15 protein-coding genes are annotated in these 16,760 nt (G+C 73.3%); 14 read left to right on the forward strand and 1 reads right to left on the reverse strand.

Annotated features, from left to right (window positions below; genetic code table 11):
* Positions 1-19 precede the first annotated feature (19 nt).
* The 11 genes from ABT023_RS03950 to ABT023_RS04000 all read left to right on the forward strand — a co-directional run bounded on the left by ABT023_RS03950 (position 20) and on the right by ABT023_RS04000 (position 13,533).
* Positions 20-1,294, forward strand: coding sequence for a phytase (locus ABT023_RS03950; RefSeq protein ID WP_350881408.1), 1,275 nt, complete (start codon positions 20-22; stop codon positions 1,292-1,294).
* A gap of 142 nt (positions 1,295-1,436) precedes the next feature.
* The gene (locus ABT023_RS03955) at positions 1,437-2,417 is read left to right on the forward strand and encodes a Rossmann-like and DUF2520 domain-containing protein (protein ID WP_350881410.1); all 981 of its coding nucleotides are present in this window, start codon (positions 1,437-1,439) and stop codon (positions 2,415-2,417) included.
* Entirely contained in the window at positions 2,414-3,262 is an 849-nt protein-coding gene (panC, locus tag ABT023_RS03960) for a pantoate--beta-alanine ligase (RefSeq protein ID WP_350881412.1), read from the forward strand. Before ABT023_RS03955 ends, panC begins: the two co-directional genes overlap by 4 nt.
* A gap of 26 nt (positions 3,263-3,288) precedes the next feature.
* The gene (gene panD / locus ABT023_RS03965) at positions 3,289-3,714 is read left to right on the forward strand and encodes an aspartate 1-decarboxylase (RefSeq protein WP_350881414.1); all 426 of its coding nucleotides are present in this window, start codon (positions 3,289-3,291) and stop codon (positions 3,712-3,714) included.
* Positions 3,715-3,826: 112 nt separating this feature from the next.
* Entirely contained in the window at positions 3,827-4,723 is an 897-nt protein-coding gene (locus tag ABT023_RS03970) for a septum formation family protein (protein WP_350881416.1), read from the forward strand.
* Between the two features lie 78 nt (positions 4,724-4,801).
* Positions 4,802-6,496: an L-aspartate oxidase gene (locus ABT023_RS03975; RefSeq protein WP_350881418.1), complete on the forward strand. Its 1,695-nt coding sequence runs from the start codon at positions 4,802-4,804 to the stop codon at positions 6,494-6,496.
* Between the two features lie 40 nt (positions 6,497-6,536).
* Entirely contained in the window at positions 6,537-7,442 is a 906-nt protein-coding gene (gene nadC, locus ABT023_RS03980; RefSeq protein WP_350881420.1) for a carboxylating nicotinate-nucleotide diphosphorylase, read from the forward strand.
* Positions 7,443-7,527: 85 nt separating this feature from the next.
* Positions 7,528-8,286 (forward strand): type III pantothenate kinase, encoded by a 759-nt coding sequence (locus ABT023_RS03985; RefSeq protein WP_350881422.1) that lies wholly within the window; start codon positions 7,528-7,530, stop codon positions 8,284-8,286.
* Positions 8,287-8,476: 190 nt separating this feature from the next.
* Positions 8,477-9,985 carry a lysine--tRNA ligase gene (lysS, locus tag ABT023_RS03990; protein WP_350881424.1) on the forward strand — a complete coding sequence of 503 codons (1,509 nt, stop codon included), beginning with the start codon at positions 8,477-8,479 and terminating at the stop codon, positions 9,983-9,985.
* Positions 9,986-10,099: 114 nt separating this feature from the next.
* Positions 10,100-10,444 (forward strand): histone-like nucleoid-structuring protein Lsr2, encoded by a 345-nt coding sequence (locus ABT023_RS03995; protein ID WP_350881426.1) that lies wholly within the window; start codon positions 10,100-10,102, stop codon positions 10,442-10,444.
* Positions 10,445-10,989: 545 nt separating this feature from the next.
* Positions 10,990-13,533, forward strand: coding sequence for an ATP-dependent Clp protease ATP-binding subunit (locus ABT023_RS04000; protein WP_350881428.1), 2,544 nt, complete (start codon positions 10,990-10,992; stop codon positions 13,531-13,533).
* 203 nt (positions 13,534-13,736) lie between these two features.
* Here the strand turns inward: ABT023_RS04000 and ABT023_RS04005 are convergent, their stop codons facing one another.
* Complete coding sequence (locus ABT023_RS04005; protein ID WP_350881430.1) at positions 13,737-14,648, reverse strand: HhH-GPD family protein; 912 nt, start codon at positions 14,646-14,648, stop codon at positions 13,737-13,739.
* 96 nt (positions 14,649-14,744) lie between these two features.
* Here ABT023_RS04005 and ABT023_RS04010 point away from each other — a divergent pair, with 96 nt between their 5' ends.
* The 3 genes from ABT023_RS04010 to ABT023_RS04020 all read left to right on the forward strand — a co-directional run bounded on the left by ABT023_RS04010 (position 14,745) and on the right by ABT023_RS04020 (position 16,713).
* Positions 14,745-15,257, forward strand: a complete 513-nt coding sequence (locus ABT023_RS04010; protein WP_350881432.1) for a glycine cleavage system transcriptional repressor — start codon at positions 14,745-14,747, stop codon at positions 15,255-15,257.
* Positions 15,254-15,814, forward strand: coding sequence for a peptide deformylase (locus ABT023_RS04015; protein ID WP_350881434.1), 561 nt, complete (start codon positions 15,254-15,256; stop codon positions 15,812-15,814). Before ABT023_RS04010 ends, ABT023_RS04015 begins: the two co-directional genes overlap by 4 nt.
* Before the next feature lie 161 nt (positions 15,815-15,975).
* The gene (locus ABT023_RS04020) at positions 15,976-16,713 is read left to right on the forward strand and encodes a hypothetical protein (protein WP_350881437.1); all 738 of its coding nucleotides are present in this window, start codon (positions 15,976-15,978) and stop codon (positions 16,711-16,713) included.
* The last annotated feature ends 47 nt before the right edge of the window (positions 16,714-16,760 follow it).

A 16,760-nucleotide genomic window follows, 5' to 3' on the forward strand; every position in this document is an offset into this window, starting at 1 on the left:
GACCCTACGGTCTGGTGGCATGAGACGAATCGTGATCTCCGCGCTGGCGGTCGTACCCCTGCTGCTCGCCGGCCCCGCCGCCGCCGCGCCGCCAGCCGGCGGCACGCCGCGTCCGGTGCGGGCGGTGGTCGAGACCCCCGCCCTGTTCGACGACGCGGCCGGTGGCGACGCGGACGCCGACGACCCCGCGATCTGGGTGCACCCGACCGACCGGGGCGGCACGCTGGTGGTCGCCGCCGCCAAGAACGGCGGCCTGCGGGTGTACGACCTGGCCGGCCGCGAGCGGCAGGCGATCCCCACCCCGCCGGCCCCGGGCCCGGACGACGAGGCCGGCCGGTTCAACAACGTCGACCTGGTGGCCGGCTTCCGGCTGGGCGGCCGGCGGGTCGACCTGGCCGTGGTCACCGACCGGGGCCGCGACCAGCTCAGGTTCTACCGGATCGACCCGGCCACCCGGCTGCTGACCGACGTCACCGCGCCGGACGTGCCGTTCGCGTTCAGCCGGGACCAGTCCGAGGTGAACGAGCAGCGCACCGCGTACGGGCTGGGCACGCACGTCGACCCCGCCGGGGCCGCGTACGCGGTGGTCAGCCGGCGCAGCACCTCCCAGGTGGGGACGTTCCGGCTGGTCGAACGGGCCGGCCGGGTCTCCTACCGGCCCGTGGACCGGCTCACCCTGCCCGCCACGTTCACCCTGCCCGACGGCACCGCCTGGTCGCCGTGCACCGACCCGGGCGACGGGCCGCAGGTCGAGGGGACCGTAGTGGACCCGGACACTGGCGTGGTGCACCTGGCCCAGGAGAAGGTCGGCCTGTGGCGGACCCGGCTGGTCGGCGGTCGGTTCGCCGAGGCCCCCCGGTCGGTCGAGCGGGTCCGCGAGTACGGCGTCCCGGCCGCGTTCGACCCCGTGGCGGACGACTGCGTGACCGACCACGCGGCCGATCCCGGCTTCGGCGGCCGGATCGCCCAGGACGTGGAGGGGCTGACCATCCACCGGACGGGACGCTTCGCCGGCACCCTGATCGTCTCCAGTCAGGGCGACGACACCTTCTACACGTACGACCGGCGCACGGGCCGGCCGGTCGGGCGGTTCGCGGTGGTCGACGGGGCGGTGGACGGCTCCCAGGAGTGCGACGGGGCCGCCGTGGTCGCCACCGGGCTGCCGGGCTTCCCCGGCGGCCTGCTGGTGGTGCACGACGGCCGCGAGACCCCCGGGACGCCGGGCGCGGACGGCGCGGTCCGGCCGGCGACCAACTTCAAGTTCGTCGACGCCGGCTTCCTGCGTCGCCGCTGACCCCCTGGCCGGGTCGCCGCGCGTCCGCGCGGTGACCCGGCCCCGGCGGTGAAGGTTTTCACACACTCTTGTTCCGGCTCCTTGACCACGGCGCATACTTGCCATCGACCGGTACCCCCTTTTCGAGGACTGGATCGTTGCCATGAGCGCACCGCTGCGCCCGCGTCCGGCCGTCCCCTCCCGGGCCGCCGTACCCGCGGGCGGCGCCCCTGCCGGCGCCCCGCTCGTCTTTCCCCGCGTGCTCACCGTCGGCGTCATCGGCGCCGGCCGGGTCGGTGCCGTGCTGGGCGCCGCGCTCGCCGCCGCCGGGCACCGGGTGGTCGCCGCCTCCGGCGTCTCCGGGGTGGCCAAGGCCCGGATCGCCCTGCTGCTCCCCGACGCCCGCAACCGCTCCGCCACCTCCGTGGCCCGGGCCGCCACCGACCTGCTGCTGATCGCCGTTCCCGACGACGCGCTGGCCGGGGTGGTGGCCGGGCTCGCCGAGACGGGTGCGCTGCGGCCCGGCCAGGTGGTCGCGCACACCTCCGGCGCGCACGGGCTGGGCGTGCTCGCCCCGGCCGCCGCCGTCGGGGCCCGTCCGCTGGCCCTGCACCCGGCGATGACCTTCACCGGTACGCCCGACGACCTCGGCCGGCTCGCCGGAATCTCGTACGGGGTGACCGCCCCGGCCGAGCTGCGTCCGTTCGCCGTCCGGCTGACCGCCGACCTCGGCGGGGTGCCGGAGTGGGTGGCCGAGGTCGATCGCCCGCTGTACCACGCGGCGCTGGCGCACGGCGCGAACCACCTGGTCACCCTGGTGAACGAGGCGGCCGACCGGCTGCGCGACGCGGGGGTGGGCCAGCCGGAGAAGGTGCTCGCCCCGCTGCTGCGGGCGGCGCTGGAGAACGCGCTGCGGCTCGGCGACGACGCGCTGACCGGCCCGGTGTCCCGGGGCGACGCCGGCACCGTACGCCGGCACCTGGAGCGGCTGGCCGCGACCGCGCCCGAGTCGGTGGCCCCGTACCTGACCCTGGCCCGGCGGACGGCGGACCGGGCAATCGCGGCGGGCCGGCTGCGACCGGCGGACGCCGAGTCGCTGCTCGACGTGCTCAGTGGAACCCATCGGGAGGTGGCGGCACAGTGACCGAGTTGGTGCGGACCCGCGAGGAGCTGGCGAAGGCGCGCGCCGGCCTGACCGGCACGGTCGGGGTGGTGATGACCATGGGCGCGCTGCACTCCGGGCACGAGACGCTGCTGCGGGCCGCCCGGGAACGGGCCGACCACGTGCTGGTGACGATCTTCGTCAACCCGCTCCAGTTCGGCCCGAGCGAGGACTTCGACCGGTACCCGCGCACCCTGGCGGCGGACCTGGAGTCCTGCCAGCGGGCCGGAGCGGATCTGGTCTTCGCGCCGGACCGGGAGGAGATGTACCCGGACGGTGAGCCCCGGGTCCGGGTGAACCCGGGCCTGCTCGGCGAGGACCTGGAGGGGCTGAGCCGGCCGGGCTTCTTTGACGGGGTGCTCACCGTGGTGCTCAAGCTGTTCCAGCTCACCCGCCCCGACCTGGCGTTCTTCGGAGAGAAGGACTACCAGCAGCTCACCCTGGTCCGGCGGATGGCCCGGGACTTCGACGTGCCGGTCGAGGTGGTCGGCGTGCCGACCGTCCGGGAGCCGGACGGCCTGGCCCTGTCGAGCCGCAACCGCTACCTCTCGGCGCAGGAGCGGGAGGCGGCGCTGAGTTTGTCGGCCTCGCTGCGGGCCGGCGCGGACGCCGCCGACCGGGGACTGGACGCCGGCGCGGTGCTGGCCGAGGCCCACCGGGCGTTCGGCTCCGGCGCGGCCGGGGCCCGGCTCGACTACCTGGTGCTGACCGACCCGGACCTGGAACCCGGCCCGGTCGCCGGCCCGGCCCGGCTGCTGGTCGCGGCCTGGGTCGGCGCCACCCGGCTCATCGACAACGCGGCGATTCGGCTCGCCCCCCGCTCCTGACCTCTGCGCGCGCGAAAGGCACCCCGATGTTCCGCACCATGCTCAAGTCGAAGATCCACCGCGCCACGGTGACCCAGGCCGACCTGCACTACGTGGGCTCGGTGACGGTGGACCAGGACCTGCTCGACGCGGCCGACCTGCTCCCCGGCGAGCAGGTGGCGATCGTGGACGTCACCAACGGGGCCCGGCTGGAGACGTACGTGATTCCCGGCGAGCGGGGCAGCGGCGTGATCGGCATCAACGGCGCCGCCGCGCACCTGGTGCACCCCGGCGACCTGGTCATCCTGATCTCGTACGGGCAACTGGACGACGCCGAGGCGCGGGCGTACCGGCCCCGGGTGGTGCACGTGGACGCCGACAACCGGGTGGTCGAGCTGGGCGGCGACCCGGCCGCGGTGGCGCCGGGCACGGCCGGCGACCCGGTCCCGAGCCCGCTCGCCGTCGTCGGCTGACCGGCCGGTCGGGTCGGCCGTCCGGAACTTCTGCTCGTACGCGGTCTGTCACCGATGGTCATCTGTGGTTAGTCTGGGGTCGCCGTCGTGAGCTGGTGGCTGGGGAGGCCCGATGCGCCGTGCGATGACGACCCTGTGCGCGGCTATGGCCGTGGCGGTCGTGCTGGTCGGTTGTGGCACCGCCACGGGGCTCGACGGCGACCTCACCGACGACTGGGCGGTCCTCGCCCCGGCCAAGCCGTTCACCCCGGCCGCGGGGGTGTGTCAGGTCGCCGACTTCACCGAGACGGTCACCCTGGCGGCGTACGCGCCGGTGGACTGCGCCGTCGCGCACCGGGTGGAGACCGTGCACGTGGGCGCGTTCCCGGCGGAGCGGGCCGCCCCGCCGGCCGGGGGGTCGACGGAGCTGCGCGGCGCGTTCGCGGACTGCGACGCGAAGGCCACCGGGTACGTGGGCGACGACTGGCGGGCCGGCCGGCTCCGGCTGGCCGTGGCGCAGCCGTCGAAGCCCGGCTGGGCGTCCGGTGCCCGCTGGTACCGCTGCGACCTGACCGAGGTGAGCACCGCCGAGGCGGGGGCCGTGCCGGTCACCCGCACCGGCAGCCTGCGCGACGCGCTGAAGGTGGCGTCGCCGCTGCGGCTGGGCTGCCAGCGCACCAGGTTCGCCGGGACACGGGGGGCGCAGGTGCTGACGCCGGTCGGGTGCGCCACCCGGCACGACGCAGAGTTCGTCGGGGTGTGGAAGGCGCCGGACCGGCCGTACCCGACCCGGGACGCCGACTGGGCCCCCTTCTACGTCGGCTGCCGTTCCGTGCTCGCCCGCTACGTCGGCGTGCCGGACGACGGCGACCTGAGTTACCGCAGTGGCGTGATGATCCGCCCGCCCGGGGCGGGCCGGTGGCGGGTGGGCGACCGGGGCGTCCGTTGCTACCTGTGGCTCAGTGACCGATCGGTGACCGCTTCGCTCAAGGGGGCCGGCCCGGCGGGGATCCCGGTCCGGACGAAGTAGCGGCCCCGGGCGCGGTAGCCGAACCGCTCGTCGTGCCCCCGCCGCCCGGGGCGAGGAACCTTCGGGTTGACTGTGCCCATGGACGTACCGACCGTCGACCTGCCCGCCCTGCCGTCGCTGTTGGCCGCGCCCGCCCCCGGTTGGGTGGAGACCACCGACGTGGTCGTGGTCGGTTCCGGGGTGGCGGGGCTCACCGCCGCGCTGCACCTGCGCGAGGCCGGCCTGCACGTCACCGTGGTCACCAAGGTCAACATCGACGACGGCTCGACCCGCTGGGCGCAGGGCGGCATCGCCGCGGTGCTCGACCCGGCGGACACCCCGGCGGCGCACGCCTCGGACACCGAGCTGGCCGGCGTCGGGCTGTGCGACCCGGCTGCCGTGCGGGCGCTGGTGGCGGAGGGGCCGACCCGGCTGCGGGAGCTGATGCGCATCGGCGCGGAGTTCGACCGCCATCCGGACGGCTCGCTCATGCTCACCCGCGAGGGCGGGCACCGGGCGGACCGGATCGTGCACGCCGGCGGGGACGCCACCGGCGCGGAGGTGCAGCGGGCGCTGCACGCTGCGGTCCGCCGCGACCCGTGGATCCGGCTGTTCGAGCACGCCCTGGTGCTGGACCTGCTGCGCGCCCCCGGTGACGGCGCGGGCGGGCTCGGCCCGGCCTGCGGGATCACCCTGCACGTGCTCGGCGAGGGCAGCGAGGACGGCGTCGGGGCGATCCTGGCCCGGGCCGTGGTGCTGGCCACCGGCGGGATGGGGCAGATCTTCTCGGCCACCACCAACCCGGCGGTCTCCACCGGCGACGGGGTGGCCCTCGCCCTGCGGGCCGGTGCGACGGTCACCGACGTGGAGTTCGTCCAGTTCCACCCGACCGCGCTGATCACCCCGGCCGGGGCAGGGGTGCCCGGGGCCGGCCGGGCCCAGCAGCCGCTGGTCTCCGAGGCGTTGCGCGGTGAGGGCGCGCACCTGGTCGACGGCGACGGCAAGCGGTTCATGGTCGGCCAGCACGAGCTGGCCGAGCTGGCTCCCCGGGACGTGGTGGCCAAGGGCATCCACCGGGTGCTGCTGGCCACCGGCGCCGACCACGTGTACCTCGACGCCCGGCACCTCGGCGGGGACTTCCTCGCCGGGCGCTTCCCCACCATCGTCGCGTCCTGCCTGGCCATCGGGGTGGACCCGGCCACCGGCCTGATCCCGGTCGCCCCGGCCGCCCACTACGCGTCGGGCGGCGTCCGCACCGATCTGCGCGGTCGCACCTCCATCCCCGGCCTGTACGCCTGCGGCGAGGTGGCCTGCACCGGCGTGCACGGCGCGAATCGGCTGGCCAGCAACTCGCTGCTGGAGGGGCTGGTCTTCTCCCGCCGGATCGCCGAGGACATCGCCGCCGGCCTGCCCGACCAGGCCCAGCCGGCGGCCACCGGCGCGTGGGCCGGCGGGGGCGGCTGGGTGCTGCCCGCCGACGGGACGCCGGCCCTGCAACGGGCGATGACCCGGGGCGCCGGGGTGCTCCGCTCGGCGCGGACGCTCGCGGGCACGGCCGAGGACCTTCGCGAGCTGGGCGTCGGCCGGGGTGTGCCCCGCACCGTCGACTGGGAGGCGACGAACCTGATCACCGTGGCGTCGGCCCTGGTCGCCTCCGCGTACGCCCGTCAGGAGACCCGGGGCTGCCACTGGCGGGAGGACTTCCCGACGGCGGACGAGCGGTGGCTGGGCCACCTGGCCGGCGCGATCGGGTCACAGGGCCGGTTGACGTCCCGGTGGGAGGGGACATGGTGAGTTCTTGCGAGCCCCGTAGTCGCGAACCGAGGGAGTTTCAGTGAGGGAGACGACGGAGCAGGCGCTGCGGGCCGGCGGGCTCGACCCGGCCGATGTGCGGCGGGTGATCGTCAACGCGTTCACCGAGGACCTCGGCCCGGACTTCCTGGACGTCACCAGTGTCGCCACCATCCCGGCCACCCAGACGGACACCGCCGACCTGGTCGCCCGCGCCGACGGGGTGGTGGCCGGGCTGGCCGTCGCGGCGGCCGTGTTCGAGGTGGTCGGCGAGGTGACCGGGGCCGACGGGGGCGCAGGTGCCGCCGAGGTGTCGCTGGTGGCCCACGACGGCCAGCGGGTGGCCCGCGGCGACGTGCTGGCCACCGTGACCGGGCCCACCCGGCTGCTGCTCACCGCCGAGCGGACGGCGCTCAACCTGCTCTGCCGGCTGTCCGGGGTGGCCACCCACACCCGGGCCTGGGCGGACGCGCTGACCGGCAGCAAGGCGATGGTGCTGGACACCCGCAAGACCACCCCGGGCCTGCGGGCGCTGGAGAAGTACGCGGTGCGCGCCGGCGGCGGCACGAACAAGCGGATGGGCCTGTACGACGTCGCGATGATCAAGGACAACCACAAGTTCGCGGCCGGCGGTGTCGCGGCGGCCTACCACCGGGTCCGGGCGGCCTTCCCGGACGTGCCGGTGCAGGTGGAGGTGGACACCCTCGCCGAGGCGCTGGAGGCGGTCGAGGCCGGCGCGGACTTCCTGCTGCTGGACAACATGACCCCGGCCATGCTGACCGAGGTGGTGGCCGCGGTGGGCGACCGGGCCGAGCTGGAGGCCACCGGCGGGCTGACCCTCGATGTGGCCGCGCGGTACGCGGCGACGGGGGTGGACTACCTGTCGGTGGGCGCGCTGACCCACTCCTCGCCGATCCTGGACGTGGCGCTGGACCTGCGGACGGAGTGAGCCGGGCCAGGGTGCTGCCGTCGGCGTGCCGCCCGCGGGCGGCCGGTCCGTGCCGTCCGGCGGGCCCGGCGTCTAGGCTGCGTGCGTGCTGCTCTGCATCGACATCGGAAACACCAACACCGTGCTGGCGACCTTCGACGGCGACAAGCTGGTGCACTCCTGGCGGGTCAAGACCGACGCCCGCTCGACGGCGGACGAGCTCGGGCTGATGTTCCGGGGGCTGTTGGCCGGTGACGCCGTGGAGATCACCGGGGTGGCAGCCTGCTCGACGGTGCCGGCCGCGCTGCGCTCGCTGCGCAACATGCTGGCCCGGTACTACGCCGACCTGCCGAGCGTGATCGTCGAGCCGGGGGTGCGCACCGGCGTGCAACTGGCGATCGACAACCCCAAGGAGGTCGGCTCGGACCGGGTGGTGAACACGCTCGCCGCGTACACGCTCTTCGGCGGGCCGTCGATCGTGGTGGACTTCGGCACCACCACCAACTTCGACGTGATCAGCGGGCGGGGGGAGTTCCTCGGCGGCGCGTTCGCCCCGGGCATCGAGATCTCCTTCGACGCGCTCGCGGCCCGCGCCGCCCAACTGCGCAAGGTGGAGGCGACCAGGCCCCGGTCGGTGATCGGTAAGAACACGGTCGAGTGTCTCCAGTCCGGCCTGTACTTCGGCTTCGCCGGCCAGGTCGACCGGATCGTCGAGCGGATGGTCGAGGAACTGGGCGAGGTGAAGGCGGTGATCGCCACCGGCGGGCTGGCGTCGGTGGTGATCGGCGAGTGCCGGACCATCACCCACCACGAGCCGATGATCACCCTGATCGGGCTGCGGATGGTCTACGAGCGCAACGTCTGACCCGCTACCCGCCCTCCCGACGTGAGCGGGGACCCGCACCGCCCCGTTCCCGCCACCACGCGGCGACACCGAACGGCAGGGCGGCGGTGGGGCCGGTCATGGCGGGCAGGTTATCCCGTAACGACCGCCGGGGCGCTTGAGTACGCTCGGTCCTGACCCCGCCGAAATCTCCCTACTGAGGAAGCGTGCCGTGACCGAGCAGAACGCCGTGCCAGTCGACCCCGCCGATGACCTTCCCGAGCAGATGAAGGTCCGCCGGGAGAAGCGGGACCGGATGCTCGCCGAGGGCGTCGAGCCGTACCCCGTCGGATACCCCCGGACCAGCACGCTGGCGGAGATCCGTGAGAAGTACGCCGACCTGCCCACCGACACCGCGACCGGCGACCGGGCCTCGGTCACCGGACGGGTGATCTTCGTCCGGAACACCGGCAAGCTGTGCTTCGCCACCCTGCGCGACGGCGACGGCACCGAGCTCCAGGCGATGCTCTCCCTGGACCGGGTCGGCGCGGAGCGGCTGGAGGACTGGAAGCGCCTGGTCGACCTGGGCGACCACGTCGGGGTGACCGGCGAGGTGATCACCAGCCGTCGGGGTGAGCTGTCGGTGCTGGTCGAGCAGTGGGCGGTCACCGCCAAGGCGCTGCGCCCGCTGCCGGTGGCGCACAAGCCGCTCAGCGAGGAGGCCCGGGTCCGTCAGCGGTACGTCGACCTGGTCGTCCGCCCCCAGGCGCGGCAGATGGTGCGGACCCGGGCCGCCGCGGTGCGCAGCCTGCGTGACTCGCTGCACCGGCAGGACTTCATCGAGGTGGAAACCCCGATGCTCCAGTTGCTGCACGGCGGGGCCGCCGCTCGGCCATTTGTGACCCACAGCAATGCGTTGAACACTGATCTGTATCTCCGAATCGCGCCGGAACTGTTTCTCAAGCGGGCCGTCGTGGGCGGCGTCGACCGGGTCTTCGAGATCAACCGCAACTTCCGTAATGAGGGTGTCGACTCTTCGCACTCGCCCGAGTTCGCGATGCTCGAGGCGTACCAGGCGTACGGCGACTACGACACCATGGCCGCGCTCACCCGCAATCTGGTGCAGCAGGCGGCGATCGCGGTCGCCGGGTCGACCGTGGTGACGCACGCGGATGGTCAGGAGTTCGATCTGGGCGGCGAGTGGCGTTCGGTGACGCTCTTCGGGGCGCTTTCCGAGGCGCTCGGCGAAGAGGTCACGGTCCACACCGAGCGGGCCCTCCTGGTCGAGTACGCCGACAAGGTCGGCCTGGCCGTCGACCCGAAGTGGGGACCGGGGAAGCTGGCCGAGGAGCTCTTCGAGGAGCTGGTCGTGCCGGGGCTGCGAGCGCCCACCTTCGTTCGGGACTACCCGGAGGAGACCAGCCCGTTGACCCGGGCGCACCGCAGCGAGCCGGGCCTGGCCGAAAAGTGGGACCTGTACGTCCTCGGGTTCGAGCTGGGCACGGCGTACTCGGAGCTGGTCGACCCGGTGGTGCAGCGGGAGCGGCTGGTGGCCCAGGCGCAACTCGGCGCCCGGGGCGACGACGAGGCGATGCGGCTGGACGAGGACTTTCTCCGGGCCATGGAGTACGGAATGCCGCCGGCCGGGGGTATGGGAATGGGAATCGACCGGCTGCTGATGGCGCTCACCGGCCTGGGAATTCGGGAAACCATCCTCTTCCCGTTGGCCCGGCCCGAGTAGGGGTTCCGGGCCCCGGACGGTGTCGGATACCGCATCCTATTGACGTGACAAGCGTCGGGCGGGTTATTGTGCTGTCAGTTTGCAGGAACACCCTGCTCGAAAGGAATGTGGGACGTGGCCAAGCAGATCATTCACAAGCTGGTCGATGACCTGGACGGCGGGGACGCTGACGAGACAGTCAAGTTCGCGCTCGACGGTGTTCAGTACGAGATCGACCTCTCCAAGGTGAACGCCGAGAAATTGCGTGACGTTTTCGCGCCGTACGTCGCCGCGGGCACCAAGGTGGGCCGGGGCGGCGTGGTGGTCGGCGGCCGGGCCGCGCGCGGCCGGGGCGGCGCGACCGCCGACCGCGAGCAGAACAAGGCGATCCGGCAGTGGGCCAAGGGGAAGGGCAAGGACATCTCCGACCGGGGGCGCATCCCCCAGGAGATCGTCGACGAGTTCCACGCCACGCGCTGAGCGAGGACGTCGCGGGGTCACGGCCCGGGCGCCGAAGGGCGTGCCGGGGATCTCGGGGGCGGACCCGACACGGGGGACGCGGGCGACACCGACGCCGGACCGGAGCATGTCTCCGGCCCGGCGTCGCCGTTCCCGGGCCTGGCGTCCTCGTCGTCCCGACGGCTTGTCGGGTGGGAAGGACCGGGCCGGTCCGGGCGTTGTCCACAGCCGGTGGAGAATCTGTCCACAGCCTGTGGACAACCGTTCGTAGGGGCGACCGGAGCCGCCGCAGGGCCCCGGCGGGGCCTGTGGGGGGCGCGGAAGCCGGCCCGACCGGCGGTCCGAATTTCGCTCTGCGCGTACAGCCGGGGGTACCGGAACAGCGCCTGAGCGCGGACGGTTGTCAGAAAGGACGCTTACCGGGCTCCCGCCGAGGACACACGACCTCAGCGGAGTCGGTCCGCGGCGATAGAGTAAGGAGGCACGGACGCCCATCCCGGACGTCCGCGCACCGGCCCCGCCGAGATCTGACATCAAGGCGCACGGCACGTGAGGAGCACGAGGGCATGTTCGAGCGGTTCACCGACCGAGCGCGACGGGTTGTCGTCCTGGCCCAAGAAGAGGCCCGGATGCTCAACCACAACTACATCGGGACGGAACACATCCTGCTGGGCCTGATCCACGAGGGTGAGGGTGTCGCGGCAAAGGCCCTGGAGAGCCTCGGCATCTCCCTGGAGGGCGTCCGTCAGCAGGTCGAGGAGATCATCGGCCAGGGCCAGCAGGCGCCGAGCGGGCACATCCCGTTCACGCCTCGGGCGAAGAAGGTGCTGGAGCTGTCGCTGCGCGAGGCGCTGCAGCTCGGCCACAACTACATCGGCACCGAGCACATCCTGCTCGGCCTGATCCGCGAGGGCGAGGGCGTCGCCGCCCAGGTCCTCGTGAAGCTCGGCGCTGACCTGAACCGGGTCCGCCAGCAGGTCATCCAGCTGCTCTCCGGCTACCAGGGCAAGGAGCCGGCCGCCGCCGGGGCCGCCCCGGGCGAGGCCGCGCCGTCGACCAGCCTGGTGCTGGACCAGTTCGGCCGGAACCTGACCCAGGCCGCCCGCGAGGGCAAGCTCGACCCGGTCATCGGGCGCGAGAAGGAGATCGAGCGGGTCATGCAGGTGCTGTCCCGCCGCACCAAGAACAACCCGGTCCTGATCGGTGAGCCCGGCGTCGGCAAGACCGCCGTGGTGGAGGGCCTGTCCCAGAAGATCATCAAGGGCGAGGTGCCCGAGACGCTGAAGGACAAGCAGCTCTACACCCTCGACCTCGGCGCGCTGGTCGCCGGCTCCCGCTACCGCGGTGACTTCGAGGAGCGGCTCAAGAAGGTCCTCAAAGAGATCCGCACCCGCGGCGACATCATCCTGTTCATCGACGAGATCCACACCCTCGTCGGAGCGGGTGCGGCCGAGGGCGCGATCGACGCGGCGAGCATCCTGAAGCCGATGCTGGCCCGGGGCGAGCTGCAGACCATCGGCGCGACCACCCTGGACGAGTACCGCAAGCACCTGGAGAAGGACGCCGCCCTGGAGCGGCGGTTCCAGCCCATCCAGGTGGGTGAGCCGTCGCTGGCCCACACCATCGAGATCCTCAAGGGCCTGCGCGACCGCTACGAGGCGCACCACCGCGTGTCGATCACCGACGCCGCCCTGGTGGCCGCCGCGACCCTGGCCGACCGCTACATCTCCGACCGCTTCCTGCCCGACAAGGCGATCGACCTGATCGACGAGGCCGGTGCTCGGATGCGGATCCGCCGGATGACCGCGCCGCCAGACCTGCGGGACTTCGACGAGCGGATCGCCCAGGTCCGCCGCGACAAGGAGTCCGCGATCGACGCGCAGGACTTCGAGCGGGCGGCCCAGCTCCGCGACAAGGAGAAGCAGCTCCTCGGCCAGAAGGCGCAGCGGGAGAAGGAGTGGAAGGCCGGCGACCTGGACGTCGTCAGCGAGGTCGACGACGAGCAGATCGCCGAGGTCCTCGGCAACTGGACCGGCATCCCGGTCTACAAGCTGACCGAGGAGGAGACCTCCCGCCTGCTGCGCATGGAGGACGAGCTGCACAAGCGCGTCATCGGCCAGGAGGACGCGGTCAAGGCGGTCTCGAGGGCGATCCGGCGGACCCGGGCCGGCCTGAAGGACCCGAAGCGGCCGTCCGGCTCGTTCATCTTCGCCGGCCCGTCCGGCGTCGGTAAGACCGAGCTGTCCAAGGCGCTCGCCGAGTTCCTGTTCGGCAGCGAGGACGCCCTGATCCAGCTGGACATGTCCGAGTTCCACGACCGGTACACGGTGTCCCGGCTCGTCGGCGCCCCTCCCGGCTACGTCGGCTACGACGAGGGCGGGCAGCTGACCGAGAAGGTGCGCCGCCGGCCGTTCTCGGTGGTCCTGTTCGACGAGATCGAGAAGGCCCACCCGGACGTCTTCAACACCCTGCTCCAAATCCTGGAGGACGGGCGTCTGACGGACGGTCAGGGCCGGATCGTGGACTTCAAGAACACGGTCATCATCCTGACCACCAACCTGGGCACCCGTGACGTGGCCAAGGCGGTGTCGCTGGGCTTCCAGGCGTCGGACGACTCCGAGTCCAACTACGACCGGATGAAGCAGAAGGTCAACGACGAGCTCAAGCAGCACTTCCGGCCCGAGTTCCTGAACCGGATCGACGACACCATCGTCTTCCACCAGCTGCGTCAGCAGGAGATCCTGTCGATCGTTGACATCATGATCACCCGCATCGAGAGCCAGATGCGCAACAAGGACATGGGCCTGGAGCTGACCGACAACGCCAAGAAGTACCTGGCGCTCAAGGGCTTCGACCCGGTGCTCGGGGCGCGTCCGCTGCGTCGGACGATCCAGCGCGACATCGAGGACAACCTGTCCGAGCGGATTCTGTTCAACGAGCTGACCCCGGGTCAGATCGTGGTCGTGGACTGCGAGGGCGACCCGAACAACATCGACAAGTCCCATCTCGTCTTCCGGGGCACCGACCGGCCGGACGCCGTGCCGGACGCCGTGCCGGCCGACCTCGGCGGTACCGCCGCCGGTACCGCCGCCTCAGGCGCGGACGAGTAGACGACAGCGCTGGGGTAAAGTACCGCCGCCTCGGGCGCGGACGAGTAGACGACAGCGCTGGGGTAAACCGCAGCGCAAGAGGGCGACGGCCCCGGTCGGCGAGAGCCACCGGGGCCGTCGCCTTTCGTCGTGCGGCCTTGTCGTGCCGTTCCCACCCCGACGGGTCGTCCGGGGCGGAGGGCCGGGCCCTGGCCGGGGGTGGGTCAGCCGCCCGTGGGCAGCGCCGGTGCCGTGGGGCCGTCGCCAGCCAGACGGAACTCCGCCTCGCCGACCGGCTCCACCAGCCCGTCGGTGACCAGCCCGGCCAGCGCCCGGGAGCGCTGCACGTCGTCGGTCCAGACCTGGTCCAGCCGCTGGTGCGGCACCGGGCCGGTGGCCTCCCGCAGCACCGCCAACAGCAGCCCGCGTACCTGCCGGTCGGTGCCGGCGTACCGCTGGGGCCGGCGGGTCGGGCCGGCCGGGGCCGCCTGGCCGGACGCCCGCCAGGCGCAGACGGACTCCACCGGGCACCCCGGGCAGCGGGGCGAGCGGGCGACGCAGACCATTGCCCCCAGCTCCATGAACGCGGCGCTCGCCAGGGCGGCGGCGGCCGGCTCCGAAGGCAACAGCTCCTCGGTGGCCACCAGGTCGGCGGGGCGGGTGGCCGGGCCGGCGTCCGGCTCCCCGGCGATCGCCCGGCAGACCACCCGGCGCACGTTGGTGTCCACCACCGGGTGCCGCTGGCCGTACGCGAAGACGGCCACCGCGCGGGCCGTGTAGGTGCCCACTCCGGGCAGCGCCAGTAGCTGGTCCAGCCGGTCCGGCACCGCGCCGCCGTGCCGCTCGACGATCGTCACCGCGCAGTCGCGCAGCCGCACCGCACGGCGGGGATAGCCGAGCCGCCCCCACATCCGGATCGCCTCGGCGGGCGTGTCGTCGGCCAACGCGGCGGGGGTCGGCCAGCGGGCCAGCCACGCCTGGAAGGCCGGCAGCACCCGTACCACCGGCGTCTGCTGGAGCATGACCTCACTGACCAGGATCGCCCAGGCGCCCACACCGGGCGCCCGCCACGGCAGGTCGCGGGCGTTCTGCTCGTACCACCGGCTGACCAGGGTGGCGAAAGTGGGTTCGGACATCGCGTCGCCGATCATGTCACGGGCGATCTTCCCGTAGGTTGGGCGGGCCGGGCGGGGCGGTGCGGGGGACCGGACCGGATCGGGCAGAATGCCCGGATGAACGAGCTCGCGATCACCGTCATCGGCCGGGACCGGCCCGGCATCGTGGCCGACGTCGCCGAGGTGCTCGCCCGGCTCGGCGCGAACCTCACGGACTCCACGATGACCCGGCTGCGGGGTCACTTCGCGATGACCCTGATCTGCGTCGGTCCGGCCGCCGCCGACGTCGAGGCCGGGCTGGCCCCGCTCGCCGCCGACGGTCAACTCCTGGCCACCGTGCGGGCGGTCACCCCCGACGGCGCGACGCCGCCGACCGGTGAGCCGTATGTGCTCTCGGTGCACGGCGCGGACCGGATGGGCATCGTCGCGGCGATGACCCGGGTGCTGACCGACGTGGGCGGCAACGTCACCGACCTGAGCACCCGGCTGACCGGCTCGCTCTACGTGGTGGTGGCCGAGGTCGAGCTGCCGCCGGGTTCCTCCGACGAGGTGGCCGGCCGGCTGGCCCGTAAAGCCGCGGAACTCGGCGTCGGGGTCAGCCTCCGCCCGGCGGACTCGGACCTGTTGTGACCGCGGAGTACGTCGGCCTCGGCGACTGGACAGCCGAGGCGCTGGCGGCGTCCGGCGAGGTGCGCCCGGTGGTCTCCGCCCCGGACCCGGTGCTCGGCAGGCCCGGGTCGGAGGTGGACCCGACTTCCGACGAGGCGGTCCGCCTCGCTGCTGACCTGGTCGCCACGATGCGCGTCTCGCCGGGCTGCGTGGGCCTCGCCGCGCCCCAGGTCGGCGTGAGCGCCCAGATGTTCGCGGTCGACATCACCGGGCACCCGAAGGCGGTGACCGTGCACGGGACCTTCGTGCTGTGCAACGCCCGGGTGATCGAGGCGAGCCGGTGGAAGGCGGGCCGGGAGGGCTGCATGTCGGTGCCCGATCTGACGGGCGACGTCAAGCGGGCCAGCCGGTTGGTCGTCGAGGGGGTGCTCCCGGGCACCGGCGCGCCGGTGCGGCTGGTCACCGACGGGTTCGAGGCGCGGGCGTTGCAGCACGAGATCGACCACTGCGCCGGCCTGCTCTTCCTCGACCGGGTGGCCGGGGCGCACGCGATCTACCAGCGCAAGGTGTACCTGTGAGCCTTGCCGGGCGGGGCCCGGGCCTGCAGGCCGCCCGCCCGGCGGCGCGGGCGGCCCGGGGCGGGCGGTCGTCGTGAGTGGAGAGTCGTGCCGGTGAGCGGAGGGTGGTCCGGCGCGTCGCGCCGGACGAGGGTGGGGCACGCCGTTACGGTGGAGGCATCATGCGTCTGACGGTCGGCCCCCTGCCATCCGCTGTGTACTGGCGGCGTCGAGCCGTCGTGGTCGGAGCGGGGCTTCTCTTCCTGATTGTCCTGCTCTATTCCTGCAACAATGCGGGTAGCACCGGCACCCCGCAGTCGAAGGAGACCCCGACGCCGACTGCGGCCCCGGTGGCCGGCGACCCGTCCGCGGCCCCGGCCCCGAGCGGCTCGGTGCTGCCCCCGCAGACCGGCACCCCGTCCGGCGGCTCGGACGACTCCGGCTCGTCCGGCGCCCCGCGCGACCCGGGATCCTCGGCGGGTCCGGTCGGGAACGACGCTCCGGCAGCCCCGGACGCCGACGTCGGGGCGTGCACCGACGCGGAGATCTCGGTGACGCCGGTGGCGGCGCCGTCGTCGGCGCAGCGGGGTGCCGTGGTCAGCCTCCAGCTCAAGATCAAGAACAGGTCGAACCGCACCTGCAGCCGGGACGTCGGCGCGGACTTCCAGGAGCTGTACGTGAAGTCCGGCGCGGAGAAGGTCTGGTCCTCCGACACCTGCGGCAACGTGAAGGGCTCGGACGTGCAGTCGTTCACCCCGGGCTTCGAGCGGTCGTACCAGGTGGACTGGAACGGCAAGGACACCAGCCGCTGCAAGGACGGGCTGGCGAACGGCCCGTTCCCGCCGGCCGGGAGTTACCAGGTCTTCGGGCGGCTGGACACCAAGCTGAGCGAGCCGGTGAAGTTCACCGTCACGGGCTGAGCCGAACGGCCCGCCGCGCGGGTCGGGGCAGGCGGGGCGGGTCAGGG

Origin of the sequence: Micromonospora sp. NPDC002296 (genome assembly GCF_040296145.1) — a bacterium.
Lineage (GTDB): Bacteria > Actinomycetota > Actinomycetes > Mycobacteriales > Micromonosporaceae > Micromonospora.

What these genes read in the sequence shown, in the direction of transcription:
- ABT023_RS03950 (WP_350881408.1), top strand. Translation starts at nt 20, where the DNA reads ATGAGACGAATCGTGATCTCCGCGCTGGCGGTCGTACCCCTGCTGCTC.
- ABT023_RS03955 (WP_350881410.1), top strand. Translation starts at nt 1,437, where the DNA reads ATGAGCGCACCGCTGCGCCCGCGTCCGGCCGTCCCCTCCCGGGCCGCC.
- panD (WP_350881414.1), top strand. Translation starts at nt 3,289, where the DNA reads ATGTTCCGCACCATGCTCAAGTCGAAGATCCACCGCGCCACGGTGACC.
- ABT023_RS03970 (WP_350881416.1), top strand. Translation starts at nt 3,827, where the DNA reads ATGCGCCGTGCGATGACGACCCTGTGCGCGGCTATGGCCGTGGCGGTC.
- ABT023_RS03975 (WP_350881418.1), top strand. Translation starts at nt 4,802, where the DNA reads ATGGACGTACCGACCGTCGACCTGCCCGCCCTGCCGTCGCTGTTGGCC.
- ABT023_RS04000 (WP_350881428.1), top strand. Translation starts at nt 10,990, where the DNA reads ATGTTCGAGCGGTTCACCGACCGAGCGCGACGGGTTGTCGTCCTGGCC.
- ABT023_RS04005 (WP_350881430.1), bottom strand. Translation starts at nt 14,648, where the DNA reads ATGTCCGAACCCACTTTCGCCACCCTGGTCAGCCGGTGGTACGAGCAG.
- ABT023_RS04010 (WP_350881432.1), top strand. Translation starts at nt 14,745, where the DNA reads ATGAACGAGCTCGCGATCACCGTCATCGGCCGGGACCGGCCCGGCATC.
- ABT023_RS04020 (WP_350881437.1), top strand. Translation starts at nt 15,976, where the DNA reads ATGCGTCTGACGGTCGGCCCCCTGCCATCCGCTGTGTACTGGCGGCGT.